This window comes from Clostridium sp. X, assembly GCF_055755365.1.
Window position 1 is genome coordinate 1,192,198 of the sequence record NZ_CM146912.1, and the last position, 17,828, is coordinate 1,210,025.

A 17,828-nucleotide genomic window follows, 5' to 3' on the forward strand; every position below is an offset into this window, starting at 1 on the left:
GTAGTTGATAGATTCTGATAAATAGAGGATGGATATGAAAATTGCAGTATTTTTAGATAATAATAATAAGACAATATCCTTTGATGAAGCTGGAGTGGTTAAAATTTATTCAAAAGATAAAGAAGAGTGGAATGTAATAAAAGAAATTCCATTTAGTATTATTAACTTAAGTAGTACAAAGGAAATTCGTGAAAGTGTTATAAAGATGATTAATAATCTTGATGATTGTAAGGTTTTTGCAGCAACTGAAGTTAGAGGAATTTCCTTTACAATTCTTGATGGAATGAAATTTAATAGTTATGAGGTGGAAGGTAAGCCAGATGATTTTTTAGAAGATATTTTCCAGGGTGAATTAGAGGATAAACGTAATGAGTTTAATGAGAATAATGATTCAGAGACTAAATCAATACCAATGCCCTTAGAGGGTGAAGAAGAGGGGAAATATCATATTGATTTAAAGATGATTTTACAAAGTAATAAAAAAGTTACTTCAAAACAAATATTATTATCTTTTCTTAATAATATGAAATTTAATGAATTAGAAATAATATGTGGACATGTGCCGCCTTGGTTTGATAAAGAGTTTAAAAGATTAAATTTAAAATCAAATATGGATGCTATAGAAGATGGTTTTATAGTAAAAGTATATTCTGGGAAAGCTTAATGTTTTCTTAAGCCATGATAATATGTTAAAAAACATTTTCTATGAGAGGAGGAAGGGTATGAAGGATATAATAAAAACTAAATATGGTGATTTGATACCACTATATGAGAATGATGACCCAAGGCGTAAAGATATAGTAGCACTTTCTTTTTATGAAGATGGAAATTTAAAGAGTATTTCCCTTCAAAAACAAACTGAAATAGAAACTTCTTTAGGAAGATTAAAGGCTGAGTACATCATTTTTTATAAAAACGGAAATATTAAACGAATATTTCCCTTGAATGGCAAACTTACTGGCTATTGGAGTGAAGATGATGAGTATTCTTTGGCAGAAGAATTTAGTTTTGATTTTTCTTTTGCAAAGTTTAAACAAAAAGTTATAGGAGTTAATTTTTTTGAAAATGAGAAGCCTAAGAGTATTACTTTATGGCCAAAGGATAAAATAACAATAGAGTCACCAATAGGAGCTGTAGACGTTAGAATAGGCTTTTCACTTTATTCTGATGGAACACTTGAATCTTTCGAACCATATATGCCTATAGAAGTAGAGACACCTATAGGCAAGATAACAGCTTATGATAGGCAGGCAATTGGAATTCATGCTGACTCAAATTCTATAAAATTTTCTCAAGATGGAAAATTAGAAGCTTTAACAACTTCTTTAAATGAAGTTGAAATAAGAGATAAAAATGGATTTAAGACAGTGTATAAACCTAAATTACAACCCAGTCAAATTGATGAAACAGTTATAGATATTATTCCCATGAAGATTGAATTCCTGTATAATAAAGTTAGATTCAATAATAGTGAAAAGGAATATATCATTGATGATTATGAATTCTTGATAAGAATGACATCTTTAAATATTGGAAGCTCTTGTTCAAGCTGTTCAAGTTGTTCGGGGTGTTTTTAAAGAGAATTTTAAGCTATTATTGTTTTTAAACAATAAAAATAATTAAATTATTTAGTTAGGAGGGTATTGTAATGAAATATATTACAATTAGTGATGAAGGCTATAAAGAATTTAAACAATTACTACAAGATAGTAATGTTACTGATGAGGGGTTAAGAATTAGATATCTTGGAAATCAATGCAGTGGACCTGTTTTTAATATTGGTATTGGAATAGAAGGAAAGGGAGACGTTGTAGAAGAAGTTAAGGATTTAAAGTTTATAATGCATCAGGAATTAATAGATGAATTTGGTGGATTTATAATATTATCTAGTGATGAGAATGATGGGCAAGGACTTATGCTAAAACCAGCTATTGAACCAGCAGGTGGATGTGGTACTTGTTCAGGCTGTTAGTTTTTCCGGTATAAGAAAGACATAATGTATATGTATTAGCCTACAACAAAAAAACTGTTGTAGGCTAACTTTGTATAGTTTTATTTTAGAGTTACCTATTTAGAGAATTTAATTATTAATTATTGGGTAATTATAATATAATTGTAATTAAAATAAAGATATATTCAACTTTGGAGGATTATATATGAAGAAGAAAATTGTTATTGTATTGGCTCCAGATTCGTTTAAGGAAAGTATGACGGCAAAAGAAGTATGTATGGCTATGGAAAGAGGAATAAAAAAGGTTAATGATGAAGTTACTTGTGTCCATGTACCAATGGCTGACGGAGGAGAAGGTACTGTACAGTCTTTAGTTGATGCTACTGGAGGGCGTATACATTCATTAATGGTAACTGGACCTCTTGGGGACAAGGTAGAAGCTAGTTATGGTATTTTAGGAGATAACGAAACAGCTATATTAGAGATGGCTAGTGCAAGTGGAATTCATTTAGTTCCTACAGAGAAAAGAAATCCATTAATAACAACGACTTATGGGACTGGGGAACTTATAAAAGACTGTCTAGAGCATGGTGTGAAGAAAATATTAATAGGTATTGGAGGCAGTGCAACTAATGATGGGGGAGTAGGGGTTATTCAAGCTTTAGGCGGAAAATTGTTAGATAATGAAGGGAATGAACTGGCTTTCGGAGGAGGAGAGCTGGGGAAATTAGCCCATATTGATTTAAGTAATTTTGATAAAAGATTACATGATGTTGTTATAGAGGTTGCTTGTGATGTTTCTAATCCTCTTTGTGGAGAGAAAGGGGCTTCAAAAGTATTTGGACCTCAAAAAGGAGCTACTCCAGAGATAGTAAAGGAGCTTGATAGTAACTTAGCACATTATGCACACATAATTAAAAAGCAGCTTAAAAAAGATATAATTAACGTGCCAGGAGCTGGTGCAGCTGGAGGGCTAGGAGCAGGATTAATGGCATTCTTAAACGGAACATTGAAAAAAGGCATTGAAATGGTAATAGAATACACTGGTCTTGAGGAAAAGATTGAAGCGGCAGATATGGTATGGACAGGGGAAGGAAGTATAGACTTTCAAACTCAATATGGAAAGACTCCTCTGGGAGTTGCTACTATAGCAAAAAAATATAATAAACCAGTAATCGCATTAGCTGGTAAAGTTGGAGAAGATGTAGAAGTGTTATATGGTAACGGAATAGATTCTATCTTTGGAATAATGCAGGGTGTAACCTCATTGGAAGAAGCTTTAAAAAAGGGAGCCGAGAATACAGAGAAAACCTCTGAAAATATAATGAGATTAATGAAATCTATATTTTAGTTAAAATATGTAAACTTTTATTAACAATTACAAAATCTATTACTAAGTCGTTGATTTATCTGATAATATATAAATAAAGATAAATTATCGACTTTTTTTAGTTTGTTAACTTGGAGGGTAAAATGAGGTTTTTCAATGATTTATTGCCAAAGGACAAAAATCGAATTTTTTATAAGGAACCAGTAGAGATAACTAAAAAGACATCAAAAGATCATTTGGCTTTTGCCTTAGGGGCAACGCTTTATATTCCTGCCGTTAAAGAAGAAATTCTTGAAATTATTTTAAATAATAAATACAAAAGATTAACCTCTCTTGTACTTTGTTTGGAGGACTCAATCCCAGAGGATAAAGTTAAAGAAGCAGAGGATAATTTAGTTAGAGTATTGATAGCCTTAAGAGATGCTATAAAAGAAAAAAGATGTGATGAAAAAAGTATTCCTCTAATTTTTATTCGTATTAGAAGTACAAGCCAGTTAAAAAATTTTTCAAAAAAGAAGAAATTGTTCTTTAATGTAACAGGTTTTTGTTTTCCTAAATTCAATTCAGAGAATGGTGAGGAATATTTAAAAATCTTAGATGAATTTAATAAGGAGAGTCCATCACAATTATATGCTATGCCTATTTTAGAAACAAAAGGAATAGCATACAGAGAAACAAGACTTGAAGAACTTATAAGAATAAAACAAATTTTAGATTCTAATAAAGAAAGTATACTAAATGTTAGAATTGGGGGTACAGATCTTCTAGGGTTATACTCCATAAGACGTCAAATGGATAATAGTATATATGATATAGGAGTAATTAGAGATTGTATCTCAGATATAATAAACATATTTGGTAGAGCGGAAGAAGAGTATATTATATCGGGACCTGTATGGGAGTATTTTAGTAGTAATTCAGATAATAGAATATTAAAACCTCAATTAAGACAAAGTCCCTTTGTTGAACATTTAGGACAAAATGGTCTTAAGAAAAGAGAGTATTATTTAGAAAAATGCATTGATGGTCTTATTAAAGAAGTGGTGTTGGACAAGGCTAATGGACTTATAGGAAAGACTATAATACATCCAAGTCACATTTCTATTGTTAATGCTTTGTATGTTGTATCTAAAGAGGAATACGAAGATGCATTATCTATTATAGAAACCGAAAAAAGAGGAGCATATAAAAGTAGATATAACAATAAAATGAACGAAGGAAATCCACATTTAAATTGGGCTAATAAGGTACTAAAAAGAGCCCAGGTTTATGGAGTGTTCAACGAAGACTTAAATTGCATTGATTTATTCTAAGGAGAGAAAAGTATGAAAAATAGAGTAACTATTTTAGAACATATAGCTGTAGATGTTGAAGTATCAGAAAATCCGTTTAACTTTCAACTTCAAGAGCTGTTTTTAATGGCAGCAAGAAATAATATTAAAAGGGCATTTTTATTTGTAAGTAAGTTACTTGGAAAACATATACCAGTAAATCCCAAGAGGGGAATTTTAACTGGAAAACTGCTAGGCTTTTTAATAAAGGGAAAAGTAGAGTCAAGGGGACATAGCTACGAACAAGATAATGAGAATAACTATAGACTCCAGCTCGTAGCTACAGCATTAAAAGACGATAACTACATAGAGGAAGCAATGGAGTATTGCAATAACAATATTCTTTCATTAGATAAAGATACCTTGTTTATAGCTTTTGCTGAGACAGCTACAGCCCTAGGAAATAGTGTGTTTTCACAATTTAAAGGAGAAAATATTTTTTTTATACACACTACTAGAGATGAGCTTATTGAGTGTATATCAGTTTTTGATTTTGAAGAGGAACATTCTCATGCAACTAGTCATTTTTGCTACCTTCTTAGGGATGATATATTAAACAATTATGAAAGAATTGTTTTAGTAGATGATGAGATAACTACAGGGAAAACAGCACTAAATCTTATAAATGCTATAAATAATAAGTACTCAGGTAAAGAGTATGTAATAGTTTCTATACTAGATTGGAGACGAGAAAAACATATTAAGGAATATGCAGAGTTAGAAAGGGAGCTGGGAATAAAGATTCATGAAATCTCATTACTAGACGGAGAAGCTTATTGTGACAGTCCATCTATAAAAGAAATAGAACTTCAATATCAAAATCTTCATGATATGCCAAAGAGAAAAAACATATATGAAGAATTTTATATGAAAGGAGAATTGTATAAGACTTCTGGAATATATATTGATTCGCAAGATAAAAGTGAAGTTATAGTAAGAAACTATTTATTCCCTTGGGAGAAAACTAGAAAGTTCACAAGAACGCTTACTAACGGAGAGTTAAAGAGTTATGAATACTTGGAATTAAGCGGAAGGTTTGGAGTTAAAGCGGATGAGTTACATGAGATAGAGAATTATATAGATAGTATGTTATCGAATATTAATGAATTTAGTAAGAAGACTCTTGTCTTAGGAACAGAGGAATTTATGTATATACCTATGCTAATAGGAAGTAAAATTAAAGGAGCTAGATATCAATCAACCACTAGAAGTCCTATATACACAAGTGATGAAAAAGGGTATGGAATAAAGTGTGCATCTATATTCACAAATCCCTTTGATAAAAAGGTGATTAACTATATATATAATATAGAAAAAGGCATTTATAATGAAGTTTTGTTTATAACTGAAAGAGAAATAGATAAAGAAAGCAAGACAGAATTAATAGATTTATTTCAATCAGTTGAAATAAATAAAATAAATTTTCTTTATTTTCTAAAAACTGATGAAGAGGAGTAGTATAATGAAGTTAAAAAACATAAGAGAACCTGATATTATAGGAAGTTACTCCAGGGAGGATGTAACGTTCTTATTGAAAGATATATCAGATATAATACAAGAACAAGATAATGAACAAAGAGAGGACAGAGTGCAGAATGGTGGCCATTACTCAGAGATGCTTCCTATTGAGTATTTTCCTACTGAAGAATATATGGATATATTCTATAAGACTCTAATAGATACAAAGGAAAGGGTGGCTAAGGCAACTGCAATTGTAGCAGAACTTATATATAAAGAAAAAGGGGAAAGTGTAGTTATAGTTTCCTTAGCTAGAGCAGGAACACCCATTGGAATATTGATAAAAAGATATTTGGAGTTTAAATACAATATTAAAGTGTCCCACTACAGTATTTCAATTATAAGAGGTAAAGGAATTGATGAAAATGCATTAAAATATATTATAAACAAACATAACTCAGAAAAGATTCAATTTATAGATGGGTGGACAGGTAAAGGAGCCATAAACAGTGTCTTAAATGAAGCAATTTTAAAGTTTAATTATGAGTATGATACAAGGATAAGTGATAGATTAGCAGTGATAGCAGATCCAGCCTGCTGTGTAGAACTATATGGTACTCGAGAAGACTTTCTGATCCCATCAGCATGCTTAAATTCTACAGTTTCTGGATTAGTTAGTAGAACAGTATTAAGAGATGATATTATTAGCAAAAATGATTTTCATGGAGCAAAGTTTTATAAAGAATGGTTAGACAAGGATCTATCTAACAGTTTTATAGAGACTATAACAGAATGCTTTTCGAATGTTGCAGTAGATAAAAGTTACTTAGAGTTGGTAGATAGTAAAATATATAATAAAGGAATTAAAGAGGTTAAAGAAATAAAAGAAAAATATAATATAGAGAATATTAATCTCATTAAGCCAGGCATAGGAGAAACAACTAGAGTTTTATTAAGACGTATTCCATGGAAGATATTAGTGAGTGATGAGAACAATCCTGACTTGAAACATATATTAGTGCTTGCACGAGACAAACAGGTTCCAGTAGAAATTTATAAGGATATGAGTTACTCTTGTTGTGGACTTATAAAATCCAAAAAGAAGGAGAATATAGAATGATTTTTGCCTCCGACTTAGATCGTACTTTAATTTATTCAAGAAAGTTAATAGAAGATACTGATAATGAAATTATATTAGTGGAAAGATATGATGGAAAAGAACTTAGCTTCATGAGGAAAAGAGCGCTTGAGAGGTTAAAAGGGATCTCAGAAAAGATGCTATTTATTCCTGTAACAACAAGAACTATAGAACAATATAAAAGGATATTTATAATAGAAGATTATATAAAACCAACTTATGCTATTACAAGTAATGGAGGGAATATACTAAAAAATGGCGAAGTTGATGAACATTGGAGAGAGATAATAAATAATAAAGTAAATAGCTTAACTCCACATGAGACTGTTAAAGAGAAGTTTTTGAAAAGTTTTTCCCATATTTCATGGATTAATAAAATGATTTTGAGGGATAATTTATTTTATAGTGTCCATTTTGAAAAACAAACGGATATTAATCTTACTGAGTTAGAAGGGTTTAGAAAATGGGCAGAAGATAATCACTGGAAGGTATCACTTCAAGGTAGAAAGTTATATATTGTTCCTGAACCAGTTAATAAGTGGGATGCGGTCTTATATATAAAAAATATAGAAAATAAAACTAAAGTTATTTCAGCAGGAGATTCTTATCTAGATTATCCTATATTAATTAATGCAGACCATGCTATATGTCCATCTCATGGAGAATTGAAGCTTTTAATTGATAATAAAAAAGTTAAAAAGAATCATATTAAAATGACAATTAGTGAAGGAATCGGGGCATCAGAGGAAATAATGGAAATAGTGAGAAAATTGGCTTAATTACAGGATTTGATTTTTAAATTTGTAAACTCTATAATATATAATATAAGGAATTATGTAATATATTGATAAAATGGAAATAAAAAAGTAACATAAACTAAAAAAGAAGGAAGGTATTTTAAATGGCAATTAGTTTATCAAAAGGTCAAAAGGTAGATTTAACAAAAACAAATCCAGGATTAACAAAAGTAATAGTGGGACTTGGTTGGGACACCAATAAGTACGATGGCGGAAATGATTTTGATTTAGACACTGCTGCTTTTTTGCTTGGAGGTAATGGGAAAGTAAACTCTGATTCGGATTTTGTATTCTATAATAATTTAACAGACCCTTCAAGCTCAGTAACTCACCTTGGAGATAATCGTACTGGAGCTGGAGATGGAGATGACGAGCAGATAAGAGTTGAGCTAAATAAGATTCCAGCAAGTATTGAAAAGATAGATTTTACAGTAACTATTCATGATGCACAAGCAAGATCACAAAACTTCGGCCAAGTTTCGAATGCCTTTATAAGAATAGTTAATGAAGATACTAACGAGGAATTAATTAGATATGATTTAAGTGAAGACTACAGCATAGAAACTGCAATAGTTGTAGCAGAATTGTATCGCCATGGTTCAGAGTGGAAATTTAATGCTATAGGAAGTGGTTTTCAAGGTGGACTTGGAGCTCTTTGTGGAAACTTTGGAATAAATATAGGATAATATTTTAAGGCTTATTAAATTGTTAAGGTTAGATGGAGGGATAATACATATGGGAATTAATTTATCTAAAGGTCAAAAAATTAGCTTATCAAAAGAAGTGCCTGGATTAAAAGAAGTTATAATAGGACTTGGTTGGGATACAAAAAGATATGATGGCGGAAATGATTTTGACTTAGATGCATCCGCTTTTTTGGTTGGAGATAATGGGAGAGTAAATAATGATGCAGAGTTTGTATTTTATAATAATTTAACAGATCCAAGTGGAGCTGTAACGCACACAGGAGATAATAGAACTGGTGAAGGAGATGGGGATGATGAAACTATCATAATAGATTTCCCTAAGGTTCCTCAAAATATAGCTAAAATAGCTATTACTGTTACAATTCATGACGCATTAGCTAGGGGACAAAACTTTGGTCAAATATCAAATGCATTTGTAAGAGTAGTAAATAAGGAAAATGGAGAAGAAGTACTTAGGTATGATTTATCTGAAGATTTCTCTATAGAAACAGCTTTAGTGTTCTGTGAATTATATCGTCATAACGGAGAGTGGAAATTTAGTGCTATAGGAAGTGGATTCCAAGGTGGACTTGAGGCTCTTTGCAAAAACTATGGATTAGATGTATAAGATGTATTTTCAGATATAATAAAAGCATAGGGGGACAGTATAATGGCTATTAATTTACAAAAGGGTCAAAGAGTAAGCTTAACAAAGGATAATGCTGGTTTATCTAAAATAATGGTAGGCTTAGGTTGGGACCCTGTAGCTCAAGGTGGTAAGGGTTTACTTGGAAGTTTATTTGGATCAAGTGCTCCAAATATAGATTGTGATGCATCAGTATTCTTGATAGATACAAATGAAAAGCTTAAATCAAAAGAGAATATAGTTTATTTCGCTAATCTAAAACATAAAAGTGGAAGTGTTCAACATATGGGAGATAATCTTACTGGAGATGGCGATGGTGACGATGAGCAAGTTATGATTGACTTATCAAAAGTTCCCCAAGATATAGCTAAACTTGTTTTTGTGGTAAACATTTATGACGCTGCAAAACGTAAACAGCATTTTGGAATGATAAGAAATGCCTTCATAAGAATTATAAATAATGATAATAAACAAGAGATGCTTAGATTTAATTTAACTGATGATTATTCAAATAAAACAGGATTGTTTGTAGCTGAAATTTATAGAAACGGAAGCGAATGGAAATTTGCAGCTATAGGAGAAGGAGATACTTCTACAAGTCTTGGAGAAATGATTAACAGATATAAATAAGTATAAGAGAATTTTTTTATAAACATGTCCCAGGGAATAAATTTTATCCCTGGGACATGTTTGTGTGGTTTATTGTACATGGTCATGAGATTTTAAGTGATCCATACAGTACTCATAGTCACCATTACATTTAGAACAGTATCTAAAATCCATATCAGGATTATCTTTTTCAGTTATTCCACAAGTAGTACACTTATGAATAGTCGCTTTAGTAGGCATACTAGCCTTAAATTTTTGTCTTGTATGATAAGATTTCCTTGAAGTATTAGTCCTATTTATAATATCTTTTCCAAAGAATATAAAGTAGTTAATTATAGAGGCAATAGGAGCTAACTTATAGGGTATTGGGAGTACCACAATGGAATATCCTATAAAAAGCCAGTTAAACCATGCTATATATTTCATTTTTACAGGAATTATAAAGTATATTAGTATTTCAAAATCTGGATAGAGTCTAGCAAAAGCTAAAAATAGAGATAAATTTATATATGTTGCTGACACAGGTATTCCAGACACAAAGGCTGCAATAGTAGTTCCAAGCATACCCATGAAATAATATAGGTTAAATCTAAAGCTACCCCATTCCTGTTCAAGTGCATTTCCTATCATGTAGTAAAAATAAAGGGCAATTATAATCCATAGTAAGCTATTTGTAGGAGGAATAAAGATATAGGTTATAAGTCTCCATACTTGCCCTTTAAGTACTAACTCAGGTACTAGGATAAACTTATTTGTAATATTATGAGCACTAGCAGGAGAAAAGCGCATCAAGATAAATATTACAGCATTAAGTAATACTATATAGTTTATAAGTCCCGGAATTGCTACTCTTCCAAATTTTCTCTCCAGTTTATCAAGCCAATTCATTGTAAACACTCCTTTAGTATTTTCATTAGAAGTAATTAGTATATATCTCTTTTGAATTGTTTAAACCATTCACCTTGATAGATGAGTTCACCTATGTCACCTTCTGCTAAAAGGCCGTATTCTTTTCCGCTTAGAGTAAGTTCCATTCTCTGACCTGCATCAGTTTCAAAAGTTGCATAATAATAGGTACTAGAAGAATGCATATGATTATTATCATTATTGTGGTGATGATGACTTACTTCTGTGCGTTTTGTTATAACTTTTGAATGTTCAGTTAAAATTGGAGATGTAGCATTTCTATGATAGTTTTTAGCTGACGTAACTATTGAAAAAATCATAAACCCCATAATAAATAAGAAAAATATCATAAAGAACAGGGGCATACCAAGGAAAAAGCCTCCTCCGAAACCGGGATCCATCATAAATCATCCTCCTTATTATATCTACTAAGAATTACTATATTGGTAATTCTATACTATTATTTTACTATATGAAGAGTTAAAATGCTAATATTTACTATGTAATTTTTGTTTAGATGTAACTTTTTACTATATGTTTTTTTATATTTTTAGAAAAACTTATTATTTCTATTAAGAAATCTAAATACAATTAATAATCAATTAATAAAGAAAATTAATATGTAAAATCTGAACAATTCTTGTTTAAATTTTTACATAAATGGTTTATTATATTATAATATGACATATTAAGTTAATATAAGATATTAATGGATATAGGGTTTAGGAGGACTTAGAGGAAGATGAACTCAAATAGGATAATACAGAATATAGAGCTCAGAAATGTACTTTTAGCAGATTTAATAGAGAAATATATATGGGAATTTAAATTTGGTACTAATGAATTTTATGTCTCTCCATATTGGAATAGATTCTTAGGATATGGACCAGAAGATGTAAAAGAAAGTAAAAACTTTTGGCTATCTGTCATCCATCCAGAAGATATTCAGATTTTAAAAAAGAAAATTCAGGAGTGCAAGCAAAGAATTGTAGATATATTTAGCGCAGAATATAGAGTAAGGTCCAAAAATGGCATATACAAATGGATTTTTAGTGAGGCAAAAATTCATTATGATGAAAGAGAAAATCCAGTATTTATGATTGGATATAACTTGAATTTAAGCGATTTGAAAGAAAAGGAAGATACTAGAAGTAGAAAGATAGTTGAAATGGCACCAACTGGGGCGATTATATATGAGAATAATATTATTACGTATATTAATAATGCAGGAGCAAGATTTTTAGGGGCTAGTTCTAAAGATGAACTTATAGGAAAAGAGATGACATCAATCATACACAAGGATTATTGGCAGATTGCAGAACAGAGAAGAGCATCCATAAAGTGTGGAAAAATTCCAGAACCTATGGAAATGAATCTTGTACGTTGTGATGGAAGAGTTATATGTGCAGAACTATACACAATGCCTATAAATTTTAAAGGCAATATAGCTGGACTTAGTTATATAAAAGATATAACTGAACAAAAAAGAATTCTTGAAAAGAAACAAAAGTTACTAGAAAACACCTTGGAATACGATAGAATAAAAACAGAATTTTTCTCAAATATATCTCATGAGCTTAGAACTCCCCTTAATATTGTTTTGTCTAGCATACAGCTATTGAATTCTGTATATAGAGATAAGCATATTAAATCTGAAAGGTTTTATAGTACCTATGAAAAACATGTTGGGGCTATGCAACAGAATAGCTATAGGCTTCTTAAACTTATAAATAATTTAATTGATATTACACGAATAGATGCAGGTTTTATAAAAACTGAACTAAGAAATCAAAATATTGTAGATACAATAGAGAATATTTCAATGTCCGCTGTGCCTTACCTTGAGTCAAAAGGTATTTCATTAGTTTTTGATACAGATATAGAAGAAAAGATTATAGCATTTGATGAAGAAAAAATGGAAAGAATTATTTTGAATTTACTTTCAAATGCTGCTAAGTTTACTGACCTAGGAGATGCTGTACATGTAATTATTAAGGATGAAGGGGACAGTGTTAATATAATAATTAAGGATACAGGATATGGAATTCCTGAGGATAAAGTTAATATCATATTCGATAGATTTAGGCAGGTAGATTCCCTTTTTACAAGAAGAGCTGAAGGAAGTGGAATAGGACTATCTTTAGTTAAGTACCTTGTAGAAGCTCATAAAGGGAGCATTTGTGTTAATAGCATTCTTGGTAGAGGAAGTGAATTTATAATAACTCTGCCAGCAAAAATAGTAGATAATAATATCGAATCATATAAATCTAAGCATGAAATAAGAGATAATGAGAGTAAAATAGAGTTAGTAAATATTGAGTTTTCAGATATATATAAATAAAACCTGCATATTAGCAGGTTTTATTACGTGTAGCATATAGTCTTATCTAACTATAATTTTATACTGGAGTATTGGTTAAGAAACTGATACCTATAGAAATTAGTAGGAATATAATTATAGATACATAAATAGGTACTGTAAAAACTTTTTCTTTTTCCGAACAGGTATCTATATTAGGCAAATAGTTATTGTTTTTCTTCAGTGAGTCAATCAGAAGTACTAATAAACCAATAAATATAATCATTATGGTAAAGTTAGTTAGCAAAAAGTTAACTAGTTCACCAGGAGCATAATCTGATAGAGATTTAATAGGTTCAAGGGCTTGCTGTGGAGAATTTTGCACAAACCAAGTACCAATTGCACTAGGACTATTAAAGGTAAAATGAATTATCATAGAAGAAAATATGGAGTTAGTTATAGATACAGTATAAGTTAGAATGATTCCTAATACAAAAGTATAAACAAATTGATTTAAGTTCATATGAAACATTCCAAAAAGAAATCCATTCATTAAAGCAGCCTTTCTCAAGCTGATACTTTTATATCCGTTTAAAACTACGCCTCTCATAAAAATTTCTTCACATATAGTAGGAGTTAGAGCTAAAATAGCAATCCAAGCCACTAGAGGCATGGATGGAAATTTAGATACACTATCCTGAATATGGTTATGAAATACTAATTCAGAAAGGCTACCTATAGTTCCTACTAGTGGAATAGAGCACATTGCTATAAGTAAGCTAATAAGAGCACTTTTTTTAGTTAATTTATTAAGTCTTAAGGAAGATTTAATAGAGGATTTTGAAAAAACTAAATATAATATTGACGGAAATAATATAAATAAAAATTGAAAAATTACGGTAGATACATGTATAGGTAGAGTAGGAAAAACTAAATATAAGAAAATTTCACCTACTAAAAGAACTATAATAACTAACATATATAATAGATTAGCATTTTTATACTGTTGTCATTATATATTGCTCCCCTCGGAAGAGTTAAATTTCATACTCTACTATTGTACTATAAAGTAGGACAAAAATAGTACAGTAAATAATGTATTATACTGTATGTTTTAAGTAATGAGGAATATATGTCCAAAACATGTTCATAAAGTATATAATTATTGTAAGCCAGGACAAAAGTAAAACCAGCTAATTTAATTAGCTGGTTTTACAATATGTATTCTTTTAAAGTTTTGATTAAATTATTATTAAGGTTCTACATAGAATATAGATTGAATTTCTCTCTCGCCAGTAGATTTATAAGGATTACTTATAACATCACCATTGTAATACATAGTAGAGGAGGAACCACCGTCTAAATTCACAGCATTATATGCACCATATTCATAGAGGATATCTTGTAGTTCTCTAAGGGTTACTGCAAGTCTACCTATGTATTTGCCATCAACAACTAAGAATAATATACTGCCATCTTTTCTCTGTCCAATAGCTGTTCTAGGTGCAGTACCCCATCCACCGTCCCCGGAGGTTATAGTTTTTTCACCATTTACAATAAGGCAAGGACCAAAAGATACCGCATTCATTACTTGAAGTTTAAGCATTTCTTCCATTCCATAATCGCCTACTAGTAAAACACCATCCCTTGTTATACCTGCGATACATATTTTCTCGTTTATTTTTAGACTGTTATATAATACTTTCCCATTAGATATAAGAACTCCACTAGGATTGCCTAACTTGTTACCTGAGTCATTTACTAAATCTTCATTAGCTGCAAAACCACCAGCATTTATTGCTGCAAAAGTATTATATCTTGTAGCCATACTACTTGTAGTTTCTCCACGTTCACCTAACATTTCACTATATCCAACTCGAATTTTAGTAGGATTTTTTATAACAAGTAAATAACCTGTGAACTTATCACCATTTATAACATACTTTTCGACTTCGTTATTATCTTTCGTTCCATTAGTAATTTCTTTTTTAAGTTCATTTATATCAGTTTGGACAATTGTATTTATCTTATTTTTACTCATTATTTCATCTATACGTTTCATAGATAAAAATGTGGTTGCAATCCACTGATGAGTAGAAGTGGTCATTGCAGATCCAACTACCATAGCTTTAACATTTTCAAAAGGTCCGTAGTATAGTAGAAATGGCGCTGTAATAATAGAAAAAACTATTTCAAATATTATAAAGAACTTTTTTGGAAAACTATTATTTCGTGACTCTTTCTTTAACATATATACCACCTTTATTTATTCTTAACTTAAGATATATAATTTATGTAATAGGGAATAGTAAAAATAGTACTACTTATATATTATATATTTTATGTACGATTATACAAACATAATCATTCGACTAAAAAACCTAAATAGCCAATAACATTTAATATTATATCATGATATTGTTTATTATATGATGAACTTAAGAATAATTTAAGAAATAATTAATAAATTAAGATAAGAAAAGCTTCCAAAATAAATTTGGAAGCTTTTCACAAGGGAATATCAAAAAAAGAAGAAATTAGCGAAATTTAGATAAAACTTTTTCAAAAATATTTAGAGCTGAGTCTATTTCTTTAAGGGTAACATTTAAAGGAGGAAGTAAGCGGATAATATCCTTTCCTGCACTTATAACTAAAAGCCCTTCTTTTAAGCATTCAGCTATAAAGGTTTTAGGGTCAACGTTTATTTTGATTCCAATGAGAAGACCCATTCCTCTTATATCATCTATAATTGAATATTTAGATTTTAGCAAATTTAATTTATCAACAAGATAGCTACTTTTCTCATCTACTGAATCTATTATTCCACCCTCAGTTAATTCTTTTACAACTGCAAAAGAAACAGCACATGCTAATGGATTTCCACCATAAGTAGTTCCGTGATCTCCAGGTACAAGAGAAGTGGAGCAGCGAGAGTTTGCGATAATAGCTCCGATAGGGAAGCCACCACCTAAGGCTTTAGCTAAGCATACAATATCAGGAATTACATTGAATTTTTTATAAGCAAAAAGGCTTCCTGTTCTTCCCATACCGCATTGTATTTCATCAAATATTAATAAGGAATCAAATTTATCACAAAGCTTTCTGGCTTCTTTTAGAAAATCAATATTAGCAGATATGATTCCACCTTCACCTTGGATAGGCTCTAAAATTACTGCGCATACATTCTCGTCAAAGGCATTATTTAATGCATCTATATCATTAAAATCTATACTTATAGTTCCGCCTATAAGAGGAGCGAAGGTTTCTTGATATTTACCTTGTCCTGTAACTGAAAGTGAACCCATACTTCTTCCATGGAAAGAATTATTCATATATATTATTTTATGCTTATCAGGAGAGCCAGTAAGTCTTCCATATTTTCTTGAAAGCTTTAAAGCAGCTTCAACAGCTTCGGTTCCGCTGTTACAGAAGAATGCTTGCTCGTGATCACTATTTTTGCATAAAATTTCTGCTAGTTTAATAGCCTCAGGACTCCAATAATAGTTTGATATGTGCATTAATTTAGAACTTTGTTCCTTTAAGGCATTCACTATGATTGGATGAGAATGTCCAAGACAGTTAGTAGCAACCCCTGAAACGAAGTCTACATACTCATTATTATCTGTATCATATATTTTACATCCAAATCCTTTTTCAAAAGTTACATCAAATCTTCCATAAGTACTCATTACATTGCTTCTTGACATTTTAAAACTTCACCTCTCAAGCTAATTCTAGTTCCACAATTAGAAAAAATATTTTTAATTAAACAGTGGTCTTCTCTTCCATCTATTAAATGAATATCTTTAGTACCACTTTCTAAGGCTTCTATACAACATTCCATCTTAGGAATCATTCCACCACATATAATGTTTGTTGATATATAGTCTTTTATTTCTTTTACTGTTATAGAGTTTATTAACGAAGATTTATCATTAATATCTTTATACACACCTTCTACATCTGTAAGAATTATAAGTTTCTCAGCTTGTATAGCTGAACTTATAAAGGAAGCTGCATAATCTGCATTAATATTATATTTATTTCCTTCACAGTCACAACCTACAGGAGAGATTACAGGAACATAATCATCAGACAGAAGATTTAAAATTAAATCTTTATTTATAAACTCCACTTCTCCTACATAACCTATGTCAATTGCGTTATTATCTACATTAAGATATTTTTTCTTTGCAGTTATAAGCTTATTATCACTTCCACTTATTCCTACAGCTTTGACACCTTCATTACTAAGACAAGATGCAATATTTTTATTTACTTTTCCGGAAAGAACCATTTCTACTATTTCTATAGTAGCTTCATCAGTTACTCTAAGGCCATTTATAAACTTGCTTTCTAGACCTATCTTGTTTAGCCACTTAGATATTTCAGGACCTCCACCGTGAACTATAACAACATTTATGCCTGCAAGCCTCATTTGTAGTATATCTTCAAAAAATGATTTTTGAGCGGACTTATTTTCCATAGTGCTTCCACCATATTTAATTACAAATGTTTTGCCTTTAAAGTTTTTTAAATAACTCTGTTCCTCCATAATGTTGCACCAGCCTTTATAAAGAATTTTATTACTGAATAATTATACTATGTATTTTATAAATATGCAATATAATTTATAGTAAAATAATTTAAAATATACATGGAGCCTTGCGGTTTTAA

Annotated in this window: 18 protein-coding genes; 12 read left to right on the forward strand and 6 right to left on the reverse strand. The window is 30.4% G+C overall.

Annotated features, from left to right (window positions below; translation table 11 throughout):
• Positions 1 to 34 precede the first annotated feature (34 nt).
• The 11 genes from anfO (at position 35) to ACX0KU_RS06150 (ending at position 9,967) form a co-directional block, all read left to right on the forward strand.
• Positions 35 to 664, forward strand: coding sequence for a Fe-only nitrogenase accessory protein AnfO (anfO, locus tag ACX0KU_RS06100; RefSeq protein WP_472991978.1), 630 nt, complete (start codon positions 35 to 37; stop codon positions 662 to 664).
• Positions 665 to 722: 58 nt separating this feature from the next.
• Positions 723 to 1,577, forward strand: a complete 855-nt coding sequence (locus ACX0KU_RS06105; RefSeq protein ID WP_472991979.1) for a hypothetical protein — start codon at positions 723 to 725, stop codon at positions 1,575 to 1,577.
• Between the two features lie 71 nt (positions 1,578 to 1,648).
• Positions 1,649 to 1,972, forward strand: coding sequence for a HesB-like protein (locus ACX0KU_RS06110; RefSeq protein WP_472991981.1), 324 nt, complete (start codon positions 1,649 to 1,651; stop codon positions 1,970 to 1,972).
• Between the two features lie 184 nt (positions 1,973 to 2,156).
• Entirely contained in the window at positions 2,157 to 3,302 is a 1,146-nt protein-coding gene (locus ACX0KU_RS06115; protein ID WP_472991982.1) for a glycerate kinase family protein, read from the forward strand.
• A gap of 122 nt (positions 3,303 to 3,424) precedes the next feature.
• Positions 3,425 to 4,594: an HpcH/HpaI aldolase/citrate lyase family protein gene (locus tag ACX0KU_RS06120; protein WP_472991983.1), complete on the forward strand. Its 1,170-nt coding sequence runs from the start codon at positions 3,425 to 3,427 to the stop codon at positions 4,592 to 4,594.
• Positions 4,595 to 4,606: 12 nt separating this feature from the next.
• The gene (locus tag ACX0KU_RS06125) at positions 4,607 to 6,070 is read left to right on the forward strand and encodes a phosphoribosyltransferase family protein (protein WP_472991984.1); all 1,464 of its coding nucleotides are present in this window, start codon (positions 4,607 to 4,609) and stop codon (positions 6,068 to 6,070) included.
• A 4-nt stretch (positions 6,071 to 6,074) separates the two neighbouring features.
• A complete protein-coding gene (locus ACX0KU_RS06130; protein ID WP_472991985.1) occupies positions 6,075 to 7,190 on the forward strand; it encodes a cysteine protease StiP family protein in 1,116 nt (371 codons plus the stop codon).
• Entirely contained in the window at positions 7,187 to 7,987 is an 801-nt protein-coding gene (locus tag ACX0KU_RS06135; RefSeq protein WP_472991986.1) for an HAD family hydrolase, read from the forward strand. The genes ACX0KU_RS06130 and ACX0KU_RS06135 overlap by 4 nt, the downstream gene beginning before the upstream one ends.
• 122 nt (positions 7,988 to 8,109) lie before the next feature.
• Positions 8,110 to 8,691, forward strand: a complete 582-nt coding sequence (locus tag ACX0KU_RS06140; protein WP_472991987.1) for a TerD family protein — start codon at positions 8,110 to 8,112, stop codon at positions 8,689 to 8,691.
• 49 nt (positions 8,692 to 8,740) lie between these two features.
• The gene (locus ACX0KU_RS06145; RefSeq protein WP_472991988.1) at positions 8,741 to 9,319 is read left to right on the forward strand and encodes a TerD family protein; all 579 of its coding nucleotides are present in this window, start codon (positions 8,741 to 8,743) and stop codon (positions 9,317 to 9,319) included.
• A gap of 42 nt (positions 9,320 to 9,361) precedes the next feature.
• Complete coding sequence (locus ACX0KU_RS06150; protein WP_472991989.1) at positions 9,362 to 9,967, forward strand: TerD family protein; 606 nt, start codon at positions 9,362 to 9,364, stop codon at positions 9,965 to 9,967.
• Between the two features lie 69 nt (positions 9,968 to 10,036).
• On the opposite strand, the gene ACX0KU_RS06155 is transcribed toward ACX0KU_RS06150, so the two are convergent.
• Together ACX0KU_RS06155 and ACX0KU_RS06160 are read right to left on the reverse strand one after the other, a co-directional pair.
• Positions 10,037 to 10,834, reverse strand: a complete 798-nt coding sequence (locus ACX0KU_RS06155) for a rhomboid family intramembrane serine protease (RefSeq protein WP_472991990.1) — start codon at positions 10,832 to 10,834, stop codon at positions 10,037 to 10,039.
• 35 nt (positions 10,835 to 10,869) lie between these two features.
• Entirely contained in the window at positions 10,870 to 11,256 is a 387-nt protein-coding gene (locus ACX0KU_RS06160) for a DUF2500 domain-containing protein (RefSeq protein ID WP_472991991.1), read from the reverse strand.
• A gap of 338 nt (positions 11,257 to 11,594) precedes the next feature.
• On the opposite strand from ACX0KU_RS06160, the gene ACX0KU_RS06165 reads away from it, so the two are divergent.
• Positions 11,595 to 13,193, forward strand: coding sequence for a sensor histidine kinase (locus ACX0KU_RS06165; protein WP_472991992.1), 1,599 nt, complete (start codon positions 11,595 to 11,597; stop codon positions 13,191 to 13,193).
• A 58-nt stretch (positions 13,194 to 13,251) separates the two neighbouring features.
• Here ACX0KU_RS06165 and ACX0KU_RS06170 read toward each other — a convergent pair whose 3' ends face one another.
• From ACX0KU_RS06170 to argB, 4 genes are all read right to left on the reverse strand, one after another.
• Entirely contained in the window at positions 13,252 to 14,130 is an 879-nt protein-coding gene (locus tag ACX0KU_RS06170) for a lysostaphin resistance A-like protein (protein WP_472991993.1), read from the reverse strand.
• Between the two features lie 273 nt (positions 14,131 to 14,403).
• Positions 14,404 to 15,402: a phosphodiester glycosidase family protein gene (locus tag ACX0KU_RS06175; RefSeq protein WP_472991994.1), complete on the reverse strand. Its 999-nt coding sequence runs from the start codon at positions 15,400 to 15,402 to the stop codon at positions 14,404 to 14,406.
• A gap of 286 nt (positions 15,403 to 15,688) precedes the next feature.
• On the reverse strand, positions 15,689 to 16,858 hold the full coding sequence (locus tag ACX0KU_RS06180) for an aspartate aminotransferase family protein (RefSeq protein ID WP_472991995.1): 1,170 nt from the start codon (positions 16,856 to 16,858) through the stop codon (positions 15,689 to 15,691).
• Complete coding sequence (gene argB / locus ACX0KU_RS06185; protein ID WP_472991996.1) at positions 16,840 to 17,706, reverse strand: acetylglutamate kinase; 867 nt, start codon at positions 17,704 to 17,706, stop codon at positions 16,840 to 16,842. The genes ACX0KU_RS06180 and argB overlap by 19 nt, the downstream gene beginning before the upstream one ends.
• Positions 17,707 to 17,828: the final 122 nt, after the last annotated feature.